The following is a 21,369-nucleotide window of genomic DNA, read 5'->3' as shown; positions in this document are numbered from 1 at the left end:
GAAACTCCAATGGTGGGAGGGGGCTTGCTCCCTCCCACATTCATACTGTGTTCGGCTGTAGCAACAACGCCACCAACGCACTCCATCCCGTTTGATGGGATGCGCCCAACCCCCGACCGGTTTCCCCATGGAAATACTCATGGAACAGCACCAGATCCCGGCTGGCCGGGTCTGCCTCCAACTGTGCATACCCCGCCATAGAAGGCCGCAGGCCATTTTCATCGCGCAGGAATAAACCCGTCAGACGCTGGCTCAGGCTGTCGGCGACTTCCTCCAGGGAAGACAGATAACCACTCCCCGTCGGGTACTCCACCGAAAAATTATCCGCGTAGTAACGATGAAACTCGCGCAGCGACTCAATCAGCATGTAGTTCACCGGCATCCACAGCGGCCCCCGCCAGTTGGAGTTGCCGCCGTAAAGGCGTGAGTCGGATTCAGCAGGCTGGTAGCGCGCACACAGGGTGTCGCCATTCATTTTCAGCGCCAACGGCTGCTCGGCAAATGCCTTGGACAGAGAGCGCACGCCATACGCCGAAAGGAACTCATCGCCCTCCAACATGCGCCGCAGCAGGTCCTTGGTGCGCTCGCCGCGCAACAGCGCCAGCAACAGGCGATTGCCCTGCCCCGGTTCGTTCCAGCGTGACACCAGCTTGGCCAGGTCTGGCCGGTGCTTCATGAACCCCAACAGACGTTCACGCAAGCCCGGCAAGCCTTCGTGCTCACGCTGCTCCAGCACCAGCACTGCAAACAGCGGCATCAGGCCGACGATGGAACGCAGGCGCACCGGTTCATTCTGGCCGTCGGGGCGGTGCAGCACGTCGTAGAAAAACCGGTCCTGCTCATCCCACAAGCCTTCGGCACTGTCGTCGACGCGATTGATCGCGCCGGCGATATACAGGAAGTGCTCGAAAAACTTCACGGCGATGTCCACGTACACCGCGTTGCGCTTGGCCAGCTCCAGGCCGATGCGCATCAGGTCCAGGGCATAGGCGGCCACCCAGGCCGTGCCGTCGGCCTGATCCAACTGGTAACCCGGCGGCAGCGCCGCCGAGCGGTCGAACAACGCAATGTTGTCCAGGCCGAGGAAGCCGCCCTGGAACAGGTTGCGCCCTTCGGCGTCCTTGCGGTTGACCCACCAGGAAAAATTCAACAGCAGCTTGTGGAATATCCGCTCAAGAAAGTCCATGTCGCCCACGCCGTTGAGCGCTTTGTCCTGCTGATACACCCGCCAGCTGGCCCAGGCGTGTACCGGCGGGTTGGCGTCGTCAAAACGCCATTCATAGGCCGGCAATTGGCCGTTGGGGTGCATGAAGCGGTCTTTCACCAGCAACAGCAGCTGTTGCTTGGCATACCCTGGGTCGATCAGTGCGATCGCCACCGCCTGGAAGCCCTGGTCCCAGGAGGCGTACCACGGGTATTCCCAAGTATCGGGCATGGTCAGGATGTCGAAGTTGGACAGGTGCCGCCAATGGGTATTGCGGATATGCAGGCGCTCGGGCGGCGGCGCGGGCTGGGCCGGGTCGCCGTCGAGCCATTGGTTCACGTCAAAATAATAGAGTTGCTTGGACCACAGCAGGCCGGCCAGTGCCTGGCGTTGCACATTACGCGCATCCTCATCGGCAATACCCTGCTGCAAGGCCGCGTAGAAATCATCCGCCTCCTGGCGACGCTGCTCGAAGAGCTTGCGCGCATTCAGCTCAGGCGCATCGGTGGGGGCAAACCGCAGGTACAGGGTCTTGCTTTCCAGGCCCGCCAGTTCAAGGACAAAGCGCGCCGCGACCTTGGTGCCGCGGTCGCGGCGAATCGCCGATTGCACCGCACCCACCACGTAATCGTTGATGCCATCCTTGAACGGCCCCAAGGCTGCCAGCCCATCCAGCTTGGGGAAGTTGGTCTCGTTTTCGCAAAACAGCCATTCGACACCCTCCTGCCCCCACGCGCTGAGATGGCGATCGGGCAGCTCAGGGTGACGGGCCAGCACCTGCTCGCCGCTGAGGGTCAGGCTTGGCTTGGGCGCGTCGTAGGTCCAGCTCCAGTCATTGCGCGCCCAGAGCTGGGGCAGTACTTGCAAGCGCGTCGGTTGGTCCGAGCGGTTGTGCACGGTGATGCGCATGCAGATATCGTCGGGTTGATGCTTGGCGTATTCGACACTGACATCGCAGTAGCGGTTGTCTTCGAATACCCCAGTGTCGAGCACTTCATACTCGGCGGCGTCCAGACCGCGCCGGGCGTTTTCGTTGAGCAAATCTTCATAGGGAAAGGCGGCATGCGGGTATTTGTAGAGCATGCGCATGTAGGCATGGCTGGGCACGCCGTCGACGAAGAAATACAGCTCCTTGACGTCTTCACCGTGGTTGCCCTCGGCATTGTTCAGGCCGAACAGGCGCTCCTTGATGATCGCGTCGCGCTCGTTCCAAAGGGCCAGGCCCAGGCACCAGCGTTGCGCCTTGTCACTGAAACCGGCCAGGCCGTCTTCACCCCAGCGATACGCCCGGCTGCGGGCGTGCTCGTGGGGAAAGTAGGCCCAGGCGTCGCCGTCGGCGCTGTAGTCTTCGCGCACGGTGCCCCATTGGCGTTCACTCAGATAAGGCCCCCATTCGCGCCAGCGCTCGGCGTCTTGAGCCGCCAGGCGCCGGCCTTCCAGGGTTTCAAGGATGTGGGTTGCGGGCTTGGCCGTCATCGAGTCCTCCATCACTGACACAGTGAGGGGCAGTGTAGAGCCCCGCCGTGCCCGGATGCACATGAAGTCTCATTTTATGAGCGCCAAAAAAAACGGCCGCTGATTCAGCGGCCGCTTGTTATCCCGGCGCGTTCTTAGAAGATCGCGTAGGTGTAGTTGAAGATCAGGCGCGTCTGGTCCTGATCCGGCGTGCCGGTGTTGTGGCCGTGGTAAGTACCGGTGCGCAACGTAGTACCGAAGCCCTTGAGCGGCCCTTCCTGCACGACGTAGTCGAGACGGAAGTCGGTTTCGTTTTCTTTCTGGTCGGAACCGCCGGCCACTTTGGACTTGATGCCGGTACCGTCCAGGTAGGCCACGGACGCTCTCAGGCCAGGTACGAAAGCCTTGAAGTCATAAGAGTACTGACCGAAGTTGACCTGCTCACCGGCACGGGAGAACTGGCCGACCACGGCGTCGGTGAACAGGTAGAAGTCGCTGCCGCCCGCGCCTTGCGGGTTAGGGTCGGCAAGGCTGCCCTGATTGACCCAGACGAAGCCACCGTCATCGCTCACACCGATATGGCCAAGCATCAGGCTGCTGCCGCCCAACTGGTAGGTGAACGCAGCGCTGTAGGTTTTGTTGTCCACTTCGCCGGCGTGCTTGGCGTAGCCGCCGTTGTTGTTGAACGCGTAGCCGGACTCGCCGTTTTTACCGTCGCTGCTGCTGTCGAAGTAGCGCAGGTCCGTCTTGAACGATTGATCGTTGCCCAGCGGCAACACGTGGACCAGGCCGAAATAGTTCTGTTTGTAGAAGTTTTCCAGGTTGGCGTAGTAGTACTGCAACGTCAGGTTTTTAGCGATGGCGTTGTCGGAGGAGCCAAACGGCTTGTAATCAAACCCGCCGAATTTGAAGCTGTCGCTGTCACGGGTACCACCGGCCACGCTCAGCCCGGTGGAGTTGCTCGACGCACGGCCTTCGGCCTTGTTCAACTCACCGGCGGTGATACTCACGTTCGGGATGTCGTTGGAAGTGAGGATGCCGCCATCAAAGGTCTGCGGCGCCACGCGGCTGTCGTTCGAGACCAGGATCGGCAACACCGGCGCCAGGCCGCCACCCACATGCAGCTCGGTCTGGGAAATGCGGAACTTCACATTGCCGGCGGCACGGCTGAAAGAGTCGGCCGGTTCGGTACCGTTGTTCTTGGTCGGGAAGAAGCTGTTGCCGTTACCCGCCAGGCCCGGGCCTGCGGTGTGACCATCGCCACCGTCCAGGCGCAACGCACCAAAGGCCATCACGTCGAAACCGACGCCGAGGGTGCCTTGGGTGTAGCCGGATTTATAGTCAAAACGCAGGGCGGTCGCGGTTTCGCGCAAATCGTTGTTGGTTCCCGAGCGGTTATCGGCGCTGTAGTACATGGTCCGCGAACTGACGGAAGCATGGCTGTCTTCAAGAAAACCGCTGTGACCGTTGCCTGTACCCAGAGAACCCAGCCCAAAACCATCGGCGCTCGCTTGCTGTGCGAGCACGGCGGCGGTGACGGCTAACGCCAGTTTAGAAATTTTCATTAATGACGGCCCCTAAATCTATTTTTATGTGTGCGGTGTTTAGAACAGCTTTCATCCCTACAAACGTGACGATTGTTTCATGACGCCCTGGGCGCACCTCGTGAAGAATTTGTTAGGAAAGTCTGGGAAAAATGAAATTTCGCAGAGCATGGTTTTTGTCATATTTGCGTCATGTCATTCATTCGCAGAATGAAGTCCTGAAGATTCTTCGTTTGCACGCCGGCACCCAGCCCAACAAAATCCAGGCACAAGCCGCGTCATTGCATGTCCCTCTCTCTAGTGTTCAGGAATTTTTTTATGCCCAGCGCCGCGCATGTCAGCCCCGACGAGATCCGCAAAGGTTTTTCCAAGGCGATGTCGGACATGTACCGAGATGAAGTTCCGCTGTACGGCGCGTTGATGTCGCTGGTGGCCGAGACCAACAGCCGGGTGTTGAAGGCTGATCCGGCCCTGGCCCGGCAGTTGCGCCGCACCGCAGAGATCGAGCGCCTCGACATGGAACGCCACGGTGCCATCCGCCTGGGCACCGCCGAGGAATTGGCAACCATCAGCCGCCTGTTTGCGGTGATGGGCATGCAACCGGTGGGCTACTACGACCTGACGCCCGCCGGGGTGCCGGTGCATTCAACGGCCTTTCGCGCCGTGCATGAACATTCGCTGCAGGTCAGCCCGTTTCGCGTGTTCACCTCGCTGCTACGCCTGGAACTGATCGAAAACCCCGAACTGCGCACGTTCGCCGAACAGGCCCTGGCCAAACGTACGATCTTCACCCCGGGCGCACTGGCGCTGATTGCACAATCCGAACGGGACGGCGGCCTCAACGCCCAGGACGCTGATGAATTCATCCGCCAGGCCCTGGAAACCTTCCGCTGGCACCACACCGCCACCGTCACCGCCGCGCAATACCAGCAATTGAGCGACCAGCACCGCCTGATCGCCGATGTCGTGGCGTTCAAAGGCCCGCACATCAACCACCTGACACCGCGCACCCTGGATATCGACCAGGTGCAGGCGGCCATGCCAGGCAAAGGCATCACCCCCAAGGCCGTGATCGAAGGCCCACCCCGCCGCCGCTGCCCGATCCTGCTGCGCCAGACCAGCTTCAAGGCCCTTGATGAACCGATCGCCTTCACCGATGCCCAGGGCAGCCACAGCGCACGCTTCGGTGAAATCGAGCAACGCGGCGTCGCCCTGACACCCAAAGGCCGCGCCCTGTACGACCAACTGCTGAACGCCGCCCGCGACGCGCTGGGCGCCTTCCCCAATGAAGGCAACGCTGCGCGTTATGTGGCGTTGATGGAACAACACTTCCAAGCCTTCCCCGATGATCATGCACAGATGCGTGAACAGGGCCTGGCGTACTTTCGCTACTTCGCCACCGAACAAGGCTTGGCGGCACGCGGTCACGCCGATCAACCACAGACCCTGGCGGCATTGATCGCAGCCGGCCATGTGGCGGTAGAGCCGTTGGTCTATGAGGATTTCCTGCCGGTGAGTGCGGCGGGGATTTTCCAGTCGAACCTGGGGGATGCGGCGCAAAGTCATTACGCAGCCAACGCCAACCAGGCGCAGTTCGAACAGGCGCTGGGGCGTCAGACGATTGATGAATTGCAGCTGTATGGCGAGACGCAGCAGCGCTCCATCGACGAATGCCTGAAAACCCTGCTGAATTGAAATGGGGTGCCCGCCCGGCTCAGCTGCGCATTCCATGCGCTGCAAAAATCCCCAGAGCCGGCCTGTCACTCCTACCCAACTAACTTCCAGCATCAGAAATGACCTACGTTGCTTTAGGAAGCTAGGGGTTTGATGTAAATCCTATTCGACATGAAGCTGAAAGCATGCAGACAACATGCGACGCTAATCGTGAGAAAAGGACAATTTCATCATGACGTCAACCAACATGGTAATTGTCGGTGCAGGTCATATGGGCTCGGCAATCGCGCTAGACCTTAGGCGTTCCAATTCATTTCTATCGATAACCGTCATAGAATCGAACCCTATCCGTCGCAACGAAATAATCACCGCAGGTATTCCGTCTTTGGATTGCCTTTCGGATCCTCTTCTATCAGATGTCCTAATTCTCGCAATACCACCTCAAGCTTTCTTGGAATTTTCAAAAAGAACTCCTCAACTAGAGCAATATCCAGGGGTCATAATTTCGGTTATGGCAGGCATAAATATAGCCGAACTCAAATCACGCTTAAAAAACTCCAAAATATGTAGAGCAATACCCAACCTTCCCTGCGCTATCAATGAAGGTGTCACTGCTCTAATTTGTGCCCCACGGTTAAGCAAAGACAATAAAAGCCTGATCAACAACTTATTTTCCACACTCGGCACATATTTCCACGTTAAAGATGAAAATCTTATTGACGATGCTACAGCTATAATTGGTGGAGGCCCCGCCTACATCTGCTACTTTGCAACAGCGCTCATTGAATATGCACAGTCCGTCGGTTTTGAGAGCAAAAGCGCGTTTTTAATGACAACCAAAATACTACAAGGGACAGCTGCACTTTTAGAAATAAATCAAGAGCCCCCAGAAAAACTTTGCCAACAGGTCATGACACCCAAAGGAACCACAGAATTAGCGATTAACCACTTTGACAAAAAACATGTGCGCGCAACAATCATCAGCGGACTGAAGCAATCAAGCAGGCGCTCGAAAATTCTGGGCGGGAGAACCTAGAGATGCAGGGACTTATCGATCATGGAGTAGCAGGCTTGCACCACCTGAATAATGGGCATATAGACTGCATGGACAGCAACTATAAAATTCACTTCGGATTAGGTCAACATCTAACACTCATCAACACACCTGAAGTTTTTAAGGTAAGCGTTGCAGGCATAAAACTCGGTAACTATTTAACACACACATTAGCCCCCGACATTCCCAACAGAAGTTTTTTGGATATCGGCACGGGAAGTGGCGTACATGCCCTATTGATACGCGCACTCGGCGGCCACGATATTATTGCGACAGACATTTCTGAAAAATCTATTGATCAGGCAAGGCTCCACGAACACATCAATTTCAATCAAGCTAAAATTTCTTTCCTTGTCAGCGACCTATTCAACAATATTGCAGGAAGGAAATTTCATACCATTGTCTTCAACCCTCCCGGATGGCGCACTCCCTCCCCGTCACTTCTTCAACGTTTGAAAGCCATAGAGCTTCCGGGAGAGATACCTATTGAATCAATGTTTTATGGTGAGCAGGTCATTACTCGCTTTCTTGAAGATCTTCCGCAATACCTTGAACCTACGGGCAAAGCAATCGTGGGACTTAACTCACTAGTAGGTATACGTGATGTATTGAGCAGATACAACCAACGCCACAATGGCGCACCTCCGCTAGTCTATAAATTGGCAGAGCGCCATACCTTGCCGCTTCTTTACTACTCGGCCAATTGGAAAGCGTGCAGAAAACACTTGACGAAAGAATTCGAACACTGGTCCAGCCAAGACCTAGCGACTTACTGCGTCGATCATAATGGCAATATTTACTGGTCGTACGAAATTATAGAATTTTCCCTTCGCACGATATAAATCAAAATGAAAACACGTGAAGAGCTTAAACAGTCTCCAGCTTTAGCGATGCTTCTGGCTGGCTTCGCGAATTTTTTCCTCGGGCTCTCCTCATTGTACTGGCGAGAATTTCGTGATACCTCCCCCACAACAATAGTCGCCTACAGGATAATATTATCTGCGGCCACCCTCATACTTTTTTTCACCCTATTAAAACACATGCGCCCACAAAAAATATTTAACCTTAGCTCAATCACCCTGCATTGCATCGCATCTTTTTTTGTCGCCATAAACTGGGGAGCTTTCATAGGGTCTTCCATTAATGGTTATTTCTTAGAAAGCGCAATCGGATATTTACTAGCTCCATTCATATCCATTATTGGCGGAGCAATAATGTACCATGAACCACTAAACCTCAGAAAACTCACATTAACAATCATCGCTTTAGCCCTGACTGCCGTGTTAATCATTTTTAATGATAACCTAAATCACCTGACCTACCTGACAATTTCAACATCATGGGGCTTTTACACGTATATCAAAAAGAAAAGCTCACTTAACGCTATAAACGGCCTTTTTATAGAAACGCTTTTTTTGACAACAGGCTTAATAACAGCCATTTATTTGTTCAGCTTTCCCGTTCCATGGCCCTCCAGGCTTCCCAGCCAATCAGGGGCGCTTATCTGGCTGGCCGGGGCAGTATCGGTCGCGCCTTTATTAATGTTCTCACATGCAACTGGCAAACTACCGCTATCGCCGACTGGATTCCTACAGTTCATATTGCCACTTACATTAACTGTCATTGGAGTTTTTTTCTACCAGGAAGTAGCATCTACCACTGCGTTAGCCTCAACCATCGCAATCATCAGCATACTTATCACACTACTCGCTTATGACACATTAAAAACTCGCGCTCCATGAAAGAGTGCCAAAATGAAAAACACATATGATGTTATTGTTATAGGTCTTGGCATTATGGGTGCTGCAGCTTTGTGGAGAGTCGCAGCGAAATGCGATCGCGCACTAGGCATTGACGCCTCTGGCCCAACTCATTGCTATGGTTCCTCGCAAGGAAGCTCCAGAATCTTTCGCCGCGCGTATTGGGAGGGCAATAAATATCTTCCTTTGCTTCAACATGCCGACTTGCTTTGGCAGGAGCTGGAACATTTGCTGCAGAAGCAAATTATATTTCGGACACGGGGGATTTTTATCGGACCGCAGTCTAGTCGCGTGGTGGCAGGAAGCATTGAAACCGCCAGGCAGGGAAGAATCGAACACGAGATATGGACCCCGTCAGAAACAAAAAACGTCTTCCCGGCATTCAGCGTCCCGGAGGGAATGCAAACTGTACACGAGCCCGGTGCCTACGCAATATCGGCGCAGGTTGCCAGATTAGGAATGTTGGATGAGGCAGTGCGTAGAGGGGCCACTACTGAATTTGGCAACACTGTCGTAGACATTAAAAATCAGGGAGCAGAAGTGCTTGTGACTACTCGAAACAGTCGGTCTTATCGTGCGAGAGCGGTAGTAGTCACCACCGGCCCATGGATTGCTAGTGAGCTAATGCCTGAGCTCTATGGGCTCCTGGAACCGCGGCGGGTCCCGATCTATTGGTTCAAACCTAAAATTGACTCCGAGAAACTGTTTTCAAGGGAGCGTTTTCCGGTCTTTCTCTATGAATGCCCAAATGGAAGCATCCTTTACGGAATGCCCTCAATCGTTAGCGATGAGCCAGGTGTGAAAATTGGTTTTCACAATAGACAGCAGAGTTTCGCTAGACCGGACTGGAAGAGTGTTGCGGTGCAGGATAGTAGCGTAAAAGAAATAACTGAGGCGGTAGAAGCACTGTTTCCAAAGCTGGAGCGCTCTCCGGTAAAAGAAAAAAATTGCTTTTACACGATGAGTCCTGATGAGTCGTTCTTGATCGGTAAATCTGAAGCATTGAAGTCGACTTACTTTGCGTCCGCTTGCTCAGGACACGGGTTTAAATTCGCCCCGGCTATCGGTGATGCTTTGGCCAACGTTGCTGTCGGCCAACAACCTTTTGTCTCTCTCATCATTTTCCGCACACCGATTCAACTCAACATCGCGTGTTTTCTAAAGGTGCCCGCCCGGCTCAGCTGCGCATTCCATGCGCTGCAAAAATCCCCAGAGCCGGGTGGACGGGGGGCATCATAGGCAGTAAGACGCCGTCTGTCCCCCAGACAATTCTGAACAAATATTGCCTTCGTTCCTACAACATCCGTTGCACAATTTCGTCTTTGATCAACAGCCGCTTTTTCTTCAGTACCTCCACCTGTTCATCGCTGGCGCTGGCCGATTCCGCTTTCAGTACCGCGTCGTCGGCGTCCTTGTACTGGTCGAACAGCGCGTCCAGGCGCTTATCACTCGCCCTACGTTGGTGAACCTCTTCCTTGCTTTTACCCAAGTCCTGAATCAGGTCGTGTTTCACTGGCATGGCGTACCTCTGCACGTTGATCAATGGCCTACGCTCTTGAAGCTAGCCCATTGCGCAGGGTCTTGTCATGTCCGGGATCAATAGGGCTCCGTTCGTCGCAAGGCGGGCGATGGGATCAAACCTTTTGCCCAGCCCTGCCCTCCACTCTAGATCGCCACCCGAGGGAGACCGGTTCATGAATCATGCTGCCACCGCTGTCGACACCCAATGCATCAACACGATTCGTACCCTGGCCATGGACGCCGTGCAGAAGGCCAATTCCGGCCACCCCGGCACGCCGATGGGCCTGGCGCCGGTGGGGTATACGTTGTGGAGTCGCTTCCTGCGTTATCACCCGCAGCAACCCGACTGGCCCAACCGTGATCGGTTTGTGTTGTCGGTGGGGCATGCGTCGATGCTGCTGTATTCGCTGCTGCACCTGGCCGGTGTGGTCGAGATCGATGCCCATGGCAAACGCTCCGGAGCGCCCGCGATCAGCCTCGACGACATCAAGCAGTTCCGGCAGATGGGCTCCAAGACCCCAGGCCACCCCGAATACCGCATGACTACCGGCGTGGAAACCACCACCGGCCCGCTCGGCCAGGGCTGTGCCAACAGCGTCGGCATGGCCATGGCCGAGCGCTGGCTGGCCAAGCGTTTCAACCGCGACGGCAAGGTGCTGTTCGACTACAACGTCTACACCCTGTGCGGTGACGGCGACATGATGGAGGGTATCAGCGGCGAAGCGGCATCGTTGGCCGGGCACCTGCAGCTGGATAACCTGTGCTGGATCTACGACAACAACACCATCAGCATCGAGGGCCACACGGAGCTGGCGTTCAGCGAAGATGTGATCCAGCGCTTCCAGGCCTATGGCTGGCACACCCTGCACGTCACCGATGCCAATGATCTGCAGGCCCTGAGTGCTGCGCTGGCAACCTTCCAGGCCAACACCGGCGCCCCGACCCTGATCGTGGTCGACAGCGTGATCGGCTATGGCTCGCCCCACAAACACAACACAGCCGCCGCCCATGGCGAGCCGCTGGGTGAAGAAGAAATCCGCCTGACCAAGGCCGCCTATGGCTGGCCGCAAGACTCCAGTTTCCTGGTGCCCGATGCGGCGCGTACGGCGTTGCGCGATGCGCTGCTCGAACGCGCCGAACCCTTGTTCAGCCAATGGAACCAGACCTTGTCCCAGCTCGACGCACCATTGGCCGACGAACTCCAGCGCATGCGCGCCGGGGAAATGCCGGCACAGTGGCAAGCCGACCTGCCGGACTTTGCGGCGGATACCAAGGGCGTCGCCAGCCGTGCCTCGGGCGGCGAGGTGCTGAACGCCTTCGCCCAGCATATCCCTTGGCTGATCGGCGGGTCGGCGGATCTGTCGCCCTCGACCAAGACCAACCTCACCTTTGACGGCGCCGGGCGTTTCAGCGCCGACGACTACAGCGGACGCAACCTGCACTTCGGGATTCGTGAACATGCCATGGGCGCCATCGCCAACGGCATGGCCTTGTCCTATCTGCGGCCCTACACCTCGACGTTCCTGGTGTTCAGCGACTACATGAAACCGCCGATCCGCCTGGCAGCGATCATGGAGTTGCCGGTAGTGTTCGTGTTTACCCACGACTCGATCGGCGTGGGTGAGGACGGGCCAACGCACCAACCCATCGAGCACCTCACGCAGCTGCGGGCCACGCCGGGGTTGCTGACCCTGCGCCCCGGCGATGCAAATGAAACCCTGGAATTGTGGAAGGTAGCCCTGGCGCAAACCCACCGGCCCAGTTGCCTGGTGCTGTCGCGCCAGGCGTTGCCGACCCTGGACCGTACGCAGTATGCGAGCGCCTCGGGGGCGGCCAGGGGCGCCTATGTGCTGGCGGGTGCCGAGCGCCCTGAAGTGTTGCTGTTGGCGACCGGCAGTGAAGTCAGCCTGGCCGTGGCGGCCTATGAACAGTTGACCGCCGAAGGGATTGCCGCGCAGGTGGTTTCAATGCCCAGTTGGGAGCTGTTTGAAGAGCAGGAACGCAGCTATCGCGACAGTGTGTTGCCGCCCGCAGTGAAGGCTCGGGTAGCGATAGAACAGGCCGGCCCCCTGGGTTGGGACCGTTATGTCGGGCAGACCGGGGCCAAAGTGGTGATGAACAGCTTCGGGGCTTCGGCGCCGCTGGCCAAGTTGCAGGAGAAGTTCGGGTTTACGGTTGAGAATGTGGTGGAGCTGGCCAGGCAGCAGATCCAACGGGCTCAACACTGAATGCGTTGATTCGCACTTGCTCTCGATGGCGGGGTTCAGTCGACACATGAAGTGACTGACAGGCCGTCATCGGGAGCAAGCCCCCTCCCACAGTTTGTCCCGCATCGGCCTCACAGTTCCCGGGCGAGGAAGGGGGCGGTGCGGCTGGCCTTACTCTTGGCGACTTTCTGCGGCGTACCACACGCCACCACCTTGCCGCCTTGAGCGCCCGCTCCCGGCCCGATATCGATCACCCAATCACTCTGGGCAACCACGCGCATTTCATGCTCCACCACCACCACGGTGTGGCCGGCATCCACCAGTTGATTCAACTGGCTGAGCAGGCGGTCGACGTCACGCGGATGCAGGCCGGTGGTCGGCTCATCCAGCACATACAACGTGGCGCCCCGCGCATTGCGTTGCAGTTCGGTCGCCAGCTTGATGCGCTGCGCCTCACCGCCCGACAACTCCGTCGCCGGCTGGCCCAGGCGCAAATAGCCCAGGCCGATATCCCGCAGTACCTGCAAGGAGCGCAATATCCCCGGCTGCTCGGCGAAGACCTCGACCGCCTGCGCCACCGTCAGCCCCAGCACTTGGGCGATGTTCAAACCCTGCCACTGGATCGCCAGAGTCTCAGGGTTGTAGCGGGCGCCATGGCACGTCGGGCACGGCGCATACACACTGGGCATGAATAACAATTCGACGCTGACAAAGCCTTCGCCTTCGCAATTCGAGCAGCGGCCCTTGGCGACGTTGAAGGAAAACTGCCCGGCATCGTAACCGCGCTTTTTCGCCGCCGGCGTGGCGGCGAACAGCTTGCGCACGTTGTCGAACAGCCCGGTGTAGGTCGCAAGGTTCGAACGCGGGGTACGGCCGATGGGTTTCTGATCCACCTGCACCAGACGGCGAAGGTGTTCCAGGCCGCTGCTGATCCGCCCGCCGCTGGCTTGCGGCGCGTCGTCTTCCAGGCTTGGTTCTTCGTCGTTCTCCAGCACGCGCCCCAGGCCCGTGCCCACCAGTTCCAGCAGCGCCTGGCTGACCAGGCTGGATTTACCCGAGCCGGAAATACCGGTCACCGCCGTGAAGCAACCCAGCGGGAACTCCACGTCCAGGTCATTGAGGTTATTGCGCGTCACCCCTTCGAGCTTCAACCAGCCCGAGGGCTCACGCTGCGGCTGACCTGGCGGGCGCCGTTCGGCGAACAGATACTCACGGGTCTGCGACGCCTCAACGTCGGCCAAACCGGCCGGCGGGCCGCTGTACAGCACCTGCCCACCCTGCTCGCCGGCCGCCGGGCCGACGTCGATCAGCCAGTCGGCGCGGCGCATGGTTTCCAGGTCGTGCTCGACCACGAACAACGAATTGCCCGCCGCCTTCAAACGCTCCAATGCGCTGAACAACGCTTCACCATCGGCCGGGTGCAGGCCCGCCGAAGGCTCATCCAGCACATAGATCACCCCGAACAACTGCGAGCCCAATTGAGTGGCCAGGCGCAGGCGCTGCAATTCACCGGACGACAAGGTCGGCGTACTGCGTTCCAGGGACAGATAACCCAGGCCCAATTCGATCAAGGTGTTGACCCGCTCCAGCAGGTCCTGGGCGATGCGCTGCGCCGCCAGGCGCTTTTCCACCGACAGTTTCATCTTGTCCTGCCCCGCCGCCACCGGGCGCAACAGCTCGGCCAACCGGGACAACGACAACTGCGACAACTCACCGATATCCACCCCAGCAAACTTCACCGACAGCGCCGCCTGGTTCAGTCGCTTGCCTTCGCACAACGGGCACGCGCTGCCCTGCATGAATTGCGCGACGCGCTTTTTCATCAGTGCGCTTTGGGTGTGGGTGAAGGTGTGCAGGATATAACGCCTCGCACCGCTGAACGTGCCCTGGTAGCTCGGCTCCAGTTTGCGCTTGAGGGCGTCGCGGGTCTGTTCGGGGGTGAAGCCGGCATACACCGGTACGGTCGGGGTTTCTTCGGTGAACAGGATCCAGTCGCGCTGCTTTTTCGGCAGGTCGCGCCACGGAATATCGACGTCATAGCCCAGCGTCACGAGGATGTCGCGCAGGTTCTGGCCCTGCCAGGCCAGCGGCCAGGATGCCACCGCACGTTGGCGCAGGGTCAACGACGGGTCAGGCACCATCAGCGCCTCGGTCACCTCATACACGCGACCCAGGCCATGGCACTCCGGGCAGGCCCCCTGCGGCAGGTTCGGCGAAAAGTCTTCGGCGTACAGCATTGGCTGGCCCGGCGGGTAGCTGCCGGCGCGGGAGTACAGCATGCGGATCAGGCTCGACAGCGTGGTCACGCTGCCCACCGATGAACGCGCACTCGGCGTGCCGCGCTGCTGTTGCAGGGCCACGGCGGGGGGCAGGCCCTCGATGCTGTCCACATCCGGGACACCGACCTGATCGATCAGGCGCCGCGCATACGGCGCCACCGACTCGAAGTAACGGCGCTGCGCCTCGGCATACACCGTGGAAAATGCCAGCGACGACTTGCCGGAGCCGGACACCCCGGTGAACACCACCAGGGCGTCACGGGGAATGTCCACATCGACATCGCGCAGGTTGTGTTCGCGGGCGCCACGCACCCGGACGAAGCCGACCGGGGTAGAAAGCTTGGGCATGTTGCGCTGTGAGGTCATGGACAACCTTGTCGGGTAGTGAGCACCGAGCGCACCCGTTGCGTCAGGGCATCGGGGCTGTAGGGCTTGCTCAGCAAGTTGATATCCGGGCTCAGCAAATGATTGCTGGAGAGAATGTCACGGGTGTGCCCGGAGGTGAACAGCACCGGCACGGGAGGCTGCTGCACGCGGGCCCAGTCGGCCAGGTCCGTGCTTTTGACTCGGCCGGGCATCACCACATCCGTGAAAATCAGGTCCGGCCGTACACCGTCCTGCAACACCCGCATCGCCCGGTCGCCGTCCTCGGCGGTGAGTACGGTGTAGCCCGCTTGCTTGAGCAACTCGACGACCGTCAGGCGCACGCCTTCATTGTCTTCCACCACCAGAATGGTCTCCTGGCCGCCGCAGTGCAGTGCCAGTTCTTCCTGTGTGTCCAGGCATTCCGGCTCCAGGCTGTGGGGGAAATACATCTGCACCGTCGAACCCTTGCCCTCCTCGCTCCACATCTCCACGTGCCCGCCGCTTTGGCGCACGAAGCCGAACACCATGCTCAAGCCCAGCCCGGTGCCCTGGCCCTCGAGCTTGGTGGTGAAAAACGGCTCGAAGACGCGTTTGAGCACCTCCGGGCACATCCCCACGCCGGTGTCGCTGACCGCCAGGCGCACATACTCGCCCGGCTTGATGCTTTTACCGGCGCAATCGTCAGGGTTGAGGATGATGTTTTCGCCGGTGATACGAATCACGCCTTCGCCGTGCATGGCATCCCGGGCATTGATCGCGAGGTTGAGCAGCGCGTTTTCCAGCTGGTTGCGGTCGACCTTGATGCACCAGGCATCCGTGGGCATCTGCACATCGATATGAATGGTTTCACCCAACGCACGCTGCAGCAATTCGCCCAGGCCCGCATAGATGCGCTGCGGGTTGTACACCGCCGGCGACAGCGGCTGGCGACGGGCGAAGGCGAGCAGTTGCGCCGACAGCTTGGCGCCGCGCTCAACGGCCTCAATGGCTGCGTTGACCCGGCGCTGCACCTGGGCGTTATCCGGCTCATGCCGGGCCAGCAGGTGCAGGTTGCCGGCGATCACCTGCAGCAGGTTATTGAAGTCGTGGGCTACACCACCGGTCAGGCCGCCGATGGCTTCCAGCTTCTGCGACTGGCGCAGTTGATCCTCGGCAGCGGAGCGCGCCTGCACTTCAGCGGCGACGCGTTGTTCCAGATTGTGGGTGAGTTCCTGGCGCACTTGCTCGGACTTCACCAGTTCGGTGGTCTCCACCACAATCGCCAGCACGCCGGCCGGCTGCTGGTTGTCGCCGGCAACCGGGCTGTAATACAGGTCCAGCCAGACCGTCTCCGGCTTGCCATGGCGCGACAGTACCAGGTCCTTGTTGTTGAATAACAAGGTGCCGCCCGCCAGGCAGGTGTCGACCACATGCCGGTTGAAGTCGGCGACTTCCGGCCAACCCAACTCCACCGGCTTGCCCAATAAATACGGGTGGCGGCCACCGGCAAACGCCGAATAGCTGTCGTTATAGATCATGTACCCCGCCCGCCCCCACAGCATCACCATCGGCACGGGCGAGGCCAGCATCATTTGCACGTTGCAGACCAGGCTGGTGGACCACGAGTCGATGGGGCCAAGATCAGTGGTCGACCAGTCGAACGCGCGGATTCGCCGGGCCATTTCACCGGCCCAGCCTTCGCAGCCATGAGAGTTGGATAAAAAATGCATGGGTTGACTCAGTACGAAAAGAAAACATCGACCAGCGTTGGAGCGCGCCAACCCTAGATCGTTTCACTGCCTTAACGCCAGCAGGTAAATGCAACCCGTGTCACAGTCTTCAGTGAAAATCCCGGCTGCGCACATGGATCCCTTCCAGCAGCGGCGTCAGGTCGGTCAAACGTCCGGCAATCAGGTGTCGCACGTCGCCCACCGCCTCCCAGCGCCCATCCACCTTGAGCAGCCGAGAGCCCACCAGCGCCTGGCGCTGGCGCTCGGCCAAGTCACGCCAGACCACCACGTTGAGGTTACCGAACTCATCCTCCAGGGTGACGAAGGTCACGCCACTGGCCGTGCCGGGCCGCTGCCGCCCCGTGACCAGCCCGGCAATGCTCACGTTACGACCATGCTCGACCGCCAGGAGTTCATGGGAGCTGCGGCAGCGTCGCTTGCGCAATTCTTCACGCAACAGCGCCAACGGGTGCGGGCCAAGGGTGGTGCCAACGGTGGCGTAATCAGCGTGCAGGTCTTCGCCGACCGAAGGCGCCGGCAACTCCACCACCGCTTCGTCGGGGCTGGGCAGGCCGGCGAACAGGCCCAGTTGCTGCTGCACGCCCGCCACCTCCCAGCGCGCTTTGTGCCGATGCCCGGCCAACGCCCGCAAGGCCCCGGCATCCGCCAGCAAGGCCTGGGCCCGCGCATCCAGCCCGGCGCGTGCGCCCAGGTCGGCAATGTCACTGAATGCCTGGTGTTGGCGAGCGGCCTCGATACGTCGTGCGTCCTCCTCGCGAAACCCCGCGATCATGCGCAAGCCCATGCGGATTGCCGGTTGCGCGCCGTCGATAGGCTCCAGGCTGCAATCCCAGTCGCTGGCCTGGACTTCCACCGGGCGAATCTGTAACCGATGGCGCCGGGCGTCCTGCAGGATCTGGTCCGGGCTGTAGAACCCCATGGGCCAACTGTTGATCAGCGCACAGGCGAAGGCCGCCGGCTCATGGCATTTGAGCCAGCAACTGGCATAGGTCAGCAAGGCGAAACTGGCCGCGTGGGACTCGGGGAAACCATAGCTGCCAAAGCCCTTGATCTGCTCGAAAATCTGCGCGGCAAAGGCTTCGGTGTAGCCGTTCTTGAGCATGCCGTCGCGCAAGCGCTCCTGGTGCGGTTCCAGCCCGCCGTGGCGCTTCCAGGCGGCCATCGAACGGCGCAACTGGTCGGCCTCGCCGGGGCTGTAGTCGGCGGCGACCATGGCGATCTGCATCACCTGTTCCTGGAACAGCGGAATGCCCAGGGTGCGCTTCAACACCGTTTTCAATTGCGGCGACGGGTAAGTGGTGGCTTCTTCATTGTTCCGACGACGCAGGTAAGGATGCACCATGCCGCCCTGGATCGGCCCCGGCCGCACAATCGCCACCTCAATCACCAGATCATAGAAATTATTCGGCTTGAGCCTGGGCAGCATCGACATCTGCGCCCGCGATTCGATCTGGAACACGCCGATGGTATCGGCCTTGCTGATCATCGCGTAGGTCGCCGGATCTTCCTTGGGGATCGTCGCCAAGGCCAGATCACGGCCACGGTGGCGGCGCAACAGGTCGAAACAGCGGCGGATCGCACTGAGCATGCCCAGGGCCAGAATATCCACCTTGAGCAGGCCGACCGCATCGAGGTCGTCCTTGTCCCACTGGATGATGGTGCGCTCGGCCATGGCTGCGTTTTCCACCGGCACCAGGGTGTCCAGCGGATATTCGGAAATCACGAAGCCGCCGGGGTGCTGCGACAGATGACGGGGAAAACCGATCAGTTGCCGGGTCAGCGTCAACACGCGGCGCAGGATCGGGCTGTGCGGGTCAAAGCCGCTTTCACGCAGGCGTTCCAGGGGCGGAGCATCGTCACTCCAGCGCCCGCAACAGTCGGCCAGGGCGTTGATCTGGTCCGGCGGCAGCCCCAGGGCCTTGGCCACGTCGCGTACCGCGCCGGCCGCGTGATAACAACTGACCACCGCCGTCAACGCCGCACGGGTGCGGCCGTAGCGTTGGAACACATACTGCAACACCTCCTCGCGGCGATCGTGCTCGAAGTCCACATCAATGTCCGGAGGCTCATTGCGCTCCTTGGACAGGAAGCGCTCGAACAGCATAGCCGTCAGGCTGGGGTCGATCTCGGTGATGCCCAAGGCAAAACACACGGCCGAGTTGGCCGCCGAACCCCGGCCCTGGCACAGGATCGAACGGCTGCGGGCAAAGCGCACGATGTCGTGAACCGTGAGGAAATAGCTTTCATAACCCAGGGTGCCGATCACCTCCAGTTCCTTGTCGATCTGCTGCAAGGTCTTGCTATCAACCCCCTTTGGCCAGCGCCGGGCAATGCCTTCTTGCGTCACGGCACGCAGCCAGGACGTTGCGTCATGCCCCTCGGGCACCAGCTCGCGTGGGTAGTGATAATGCAACTGGCCGAGGTCAAAGGTGCAACGGCGCGCAATGGCCTGGGTCTCGTCGAGCAACGCTTGCGGATACAGCGCAGCCAGGGCACCGAGGTCACGCAAGTGCCGCTCGCCATTGGGGTGCAGCCGCGTGCCGGCCTCGGCCACCGGCACGTGATGGCGGATAGCAGTCATGGTGTCTTGCAGGGCCCGACGGCCGCGCACATGCATATGTACATCACCGCAGGCCACCGCCTTGATATTCAGGCTGGCAGCCAGCTGCAGGCGTTGCTCCAGATGACGCGCATCGTCCTGACCGCAGTGCAGGTGTACCGCCAGCCACAGGCGTTCGGCGAAGGTGTGGCGCAGCCATTGGATCGACGCCTGGGTGTCGCTGTCTTCGGCCACCCACAATGCCAGCAGGCCCGGCAACGGTTGTTCGAAGTCGGCTGGCAGCAGGCGATAACCGCCCTTTGCGGCACGCCGTCGGGCCAGGGTGATCAAGCGGCACAGGTGCTGGTAGCCACTCAGGTCTTCCACCAGCAGCACCAGTTTCGGGCCGTTTTCGATGCGCACTTCGCTGCCGATAATCAACGGCAATGCCACGGCCTTTGCCGCCTGCCAGGCCCGCACGATACCTGCCAGCGTGCATTCGTCAGTGATCGCCAGGGCGCTGTAGCCCTGGCCTTTGGCGCGCTCGAACAACTCCAGCGCACTGGAGGCGCCGCGCTGGAAACTGAAGTTGGACAGGCAATGCAGCTCGGCGTAATTCATGCAAACCAACCCTGCAACCACAACCCATCGGGTTCGCCGACGGTGCGGTAGGCCCAGCCTTGCTGGCCGGCACGGGTGCGGATCAGGTAATAGTCGCGACGGATATCCGCGCCGTCCCACCAGCCGGATTCGATGCGCTCCGGGCCCATGAGGATCTGCACGCCCGGCTCGGCCAGCAGGGTCGGCTCGGCCAGCAACCAGCCGGGGCGGCGCACGTTGTCCAGGGGCTGGCACGGGTGTTTGGCCGCTGCCGCTTGCCAGGCGCATTCGGGGCGATGGTCGGCATGAAAACGCAAGCTCTGCACCGCGTCATCGCCAAGCCGCGCACGCAGGCGTTCGCGCAGTTGCTCCCAGGGCAAGGTCTGTTGCGGGCGGTCGTCGAACAGGTCCTGGCGCTGCGGCACGAATACGGGCAAGTCCTGGGCCAGCAGGCGCACGCCGCGTACCGGCGCGCTGACTTGCACCTGCTCCAGGCGCCCGCGGGCCAGTTCGAACAACATCGAAGGTTCCCGCTCGGCGCTGAGCAGGCCGACCTTGATCACGCTATCGGGTTGCTGGGCGTGTTCCAGGTGCAGGTCAAAGCGCTGCACACCACTGTCACGACCGCAGAGGAAGGCGGACAGGTCGCCGGTCAAACGGCGCAAGGGGAAGAGCAGCGCCTGGTGGGATTGCACGTCGAAATTCAATTCGATGCGTGCCTCGAACTGATCCGGCGGCTGATAGAACGCCAAGGCCAATGGCCGTTGCCCGGTGAGGGTATCCAGATGCTTGAGCAAGCCCGCCTCGAAACGCCGCGCCAGGGTGTGCCGGGGCAACGCCTGCACCTGGGCCAGGGTGCGCAGGCCCATGCGGGACAACGCGATGGCGGCCTGCGGGTCGAGGCCGGCGCGGTCGATGGGCAACTGCGCCAGGGCCTGGCTCAAGGCGTCGTCAGTCACCGCCAGGCCATCGTAGAGATTGGCCAGTACCCGCGCCGCCGCAGGGTTGGGCGCGGCGACGATACGGTGGCGAAAACCTAACTCGTTCAGTTCCTGGCGCAAACGCGCTTCAAACCGCGGCCACGGCCCGAACAGGCCCAGGCTCGACTCGATCTCGAACAACAAGGCGCGTGGGTAGTGCAGGCTGACCTGGGAGCTGAAACAGTAGGCCCAGGCCGCGAGGAACTGCTGCCAACGCTCGATCTCGGCGGGGTCGTATTCGGCGCAGGCAAAGGACTTGGCCAGCGCATGGGCCGCCGTCAGCGATTGCCCGGGGCGCAGGCCCAAGGCACGGGCGGCAGCATTGACGGTCTGCAGCACGCGACGTTGCGGGGTACCGGCCAACAACGCGAGGGGCGCGTCCGGCTCGGGGTGTGCACGCTGCACGCCATCCAGCGCCAATTGCGGAAAGACAATACACACCCAACGCATGGCAAC

The 21,369-nt window shown here is 59.9% G+C and carries 13 protein-coding genes; 6 read left to right on the top strand and 7 right to left on the bottom strand.

The genetic code is table 11. The annotated features are described in order from the left end of the window. Positions 1–40: 40 nt before the first annotated feature. The gene (locus JBE38_RS24580) at positions 41–2,680 is read right to left on the bottom strand and encodes an MGH1-like glycoside hydrolase domain-containing protein (protein WP_205345346.1); all 2,640 of its coding nucleotides are present in this window, start codon (positions 2,678–2,680) and stop codon (positions 41–43) included. A 134-nt stretch (positions 2,681–2,814) separates the two neighbouring features. Then, complete coding sequence (locus JBE38_RS24575; RefSeq protein ID WP_205345345.1) at positions 2,815–4,224, bottom strand: OprD family outer membrane porin; 1,410 nt, start codon at positions 4,222–4,224, stop codon at positions 2,815–2,817. 297 nt (positions 4,225–4,521) lie between these two features. Between JBE38_RS24575 and hglS the strand changes: the two genes are divergently transcribed. The 5 genes from hglS to solA all read left to right on the top strand — a co-directional run bounded on the left by hglS (position 4,522) and on the right by solA (position 9,930). After that, positions 4,522–5,898, top strand: a complete 1,377-nt coding sequence (hglS, locus tag JBE38_RS24570) for a 2-oxoadipate dioxygenase/decarboxylase HglS (RefSeq protein ID WP_205345344.1) — start codon at positions 4,522–4,524, stop codon at positions 5,896–5,898. Positions 5,899–6,109: 211 nt separating this feature from the next. Further along, positions 6,110–6,913 carry a pyrroline-5-carboxylate reductase family protein gene (locus tag JBE38_RS24565; RefSeq protein ID WP_205345343.1) on the top strand — a complete coding sequence of 268 codons (804 nt, stop codon included), beginning with the start codon at positions 6,110–6,112 and terminating at the stop codon, positions 6,911–6,913. Positions 6,914–6,915: 2 nt separating this feature from the next. Then, positions 6,916–7,773 (top strand): methyltransferase, encoded by an 858-nt coding sequence (locus JBE38_RS24560; protein ID WP_205345342.1) that lies wholly within the window; start codon positions 6,916–6,918, stop codon positions 7,771–7,773. A gap of 6 nt (positions 7,774–7,779) precedes the next feature. Beyond that, positions 7,780–8,673: an EamA family transporter gene (locus JBE38_RS24555; RefSeq protein ID WP_205345341.1), complete on the top strand. Its 894-nt coding sequence runs from the start codon at positions 7,780–7,782 to the stop codon at positions 8,671–8,673. Positions 8,674–8,685: 12 nt separating this feature from the next. Beyond that, a complete protein-coding gene (gene solA, locus JBE38_RS24550; protein WP_205345340.1) occupies positions 8,686–9,930 on the top strand; it encodes an N-methyl-L-tryptophan oxidase in 1,245 nt (414 codons plus the stop codon). Between the two features lie 55 nt (positions 9,931–9,985). On the opposite strand, the gene JBE38_RS24545 is transcribed toward solA, so the two are convergent. Beyond that, positions 9,986–10,210 (bottom strand): YdcH family protein, encoded by a 225-nt coding sequence (locus JBE38_RS24545; protein ID WP_060752759.1) that lies wholly within the window; start codon positions 10,208–10,210, stop codon positions 9,986–9,988. A gap of 175 nt (positions 10,211–10,385) precedes the next feature. Between JBE38_RS24545 and tkt the strand changes: the two genes are divergently transcribed. Continuing rightward, entirely contained in the window at positions 10,386–12,440 is a 2,055-nt protein-coding gene (gene tkt / locus JBE38_RS24540) for a transketolase (RefSeq protein WP_205345339.1), read from the top strand. Between the two features lie 110 nt (positions 12,441–12,550). Here tkt and uvrA read toward each other — a convergent pair whose 3' ends face one another. From uvrA to JBE38_RS24520, 4 genes are all read right to left on the bottom strand, one after another. Beyond that, positions 12,551–15,064 (bottom strand): excinuclease ABC subunit UvrA, encoded by a 2,514-nt coding sequence (gene uvrA / locus JBE38_RS24535; RefSeq protein ID WP_205345338.1) that lies wholly within the window; start codon positions 15,062–15,064, stop codon positions 12,551–12,553. Beyond that, positions 15,061–16,773 (bottom strand): ATP-binding protein, encoded by a 1,713-nt coding sequence (locus tag JBE38_RS24530; protein ID WP_060752538.1) that lies wholly within the window; start codon positions 16,771–16,773, stop codon positions 15,061–15,063. The genes uvrA and JBE38_RS24530 overlap by 4 nt, the downstream gene beginning before the upstream one ends. A 109-nt stretch (positions 16,774–16,882) precedes the next feature. Further along, positions 16,883–19,954 carry an error-prone DNA polymerase gene (locus tag JBE38_RS24525; protein WP_205345337.1) on the bottom strand — a complete coding sequence of 1,024 codons (3,072 nt, stop codon included), beginning with the start codon at positions 19,952–19,954 and terminating at the stop codon, positions 16,883–16,885. Next, the gene (locus tag JBE38_RS24520) at positions 19,951–21,363 is read right to left on the bottom strand and encodes a Y-family DNA polymerase (protein ID WP_205345336.1); all 1,413 of its coding nucleotides are present in this window, start codon (positions 21,361–21,363) and stop codon (positions 19,951–19,953) included. Before JBE38_RS24520 ends, JBE38_RS24525 begins: the two co-directional genes overlap by 4 nt. Between the last annotated feature and the right edge of the window lie 6 nt (positions 21,364–21,369).

The sequence above is a fragment of the Pseudomonas sp. ICBG1301 genome, assembly GCF_016918385.1.
In the GTDB taxonomy this organism is placed as follows: domain Bacteria; phylum Pseudomonadota; class Gammaproteobacteria; order Pseudomonadales; family Pseudomonadaceae; genus Aquipseudomonas; species Aquipseudomonas palleroniana.
Note: the sequence above shows the minus strand (reverse complement) of the source record. Positions and strands in the feature narration are given on the sequence as shown.

Coding starts and splice junctions, on each gene's coding strand:
- hglS (WP_205345344.1), top strand. CDS start 4,522: ATGCCCAGCGCCGCGCATGTCAGCCCCGACGAGATCCGCAAAGGTTTT.
- tkt (WP_205345339.1), top strand. CDS start 10,386: ATGAATCATGCTGCCACCGCTGTCGACACCCAATGCATCAACACGATT.
- JBE38_RS24560 (WP_205345342.1), top strand. CDS start 6,916: ATGCAGGGACTTATCGATCATGGAGTAGCAGGCTTGCACCACCTGAAT.
- JBE38_RS24520 (WP_205345336.1), bottom strand. CDS start 21,363: ATGCGTTGGGTGTGTATTGTCTTTCCGCAATTGGCGCTGGATGGCGTG.
- JBE38_RS24565 (WP_205345343.1), top strand. CDS start 6,110: ATGACGTCAACCAACATGGTAATTGTCGGTGCAGGTCATATGGGCTCG.
- JBE38_RS24545 (WP_060752759.1), bottom strand. CDS start 10,210: ATGCCAGTGAAACACGACCTGATTCAGGACTTGGGTAAAAGCAAGGAA.
- JBE38_RS24555 (WP_205345341.1), top strand. CDS start 7,780: ATGAAAACACGTGAAGAGCTTAAACAGTCTCCAGCTTTAGCGATGCTT.
- JBE38_RS24575 (WP_205345345.1), bottom strand. CDS start 4,224: ATGAAAATTTCTAAACTGGCGTTAGCCGTCACCGCCGCCGTGCTCGCA.
- JBE38_RS24580 (WP_205345346.1), bottom strand. CDS start 2,680: ATGACGGCCAAGCCCGCAACCCACATCCTTGAAACCCTGGAAGGCCGG.
- solA (WP_205345340.1), top strand. CDS start 8,686: ATGAAAAACACATATGATGTTATTGTTATAGGTCTTGGCATTATGGGT.
- JBE38_RS24525 (WP_205345337.1), bottom strand. CDS start 19,954: ATGAATTACGCCGAGCTGCATTGCCTGTCCAACTTCAGTTTCCAGCGC.
- JBE38_RS24530 (WP_060752538.1), bottom strand. CDS start 16,773: ATGCATTTTTTATCCAACTCTCATGGCTGCGAAGGCTGGGCCGGTGAA.
- uvrA (WP_205345338.1), bottom strand. CDS start 15,064: ATGACCTCACAGCGCAACATGCCCAAGCTTTCTACCCCGGTCGGCTTC.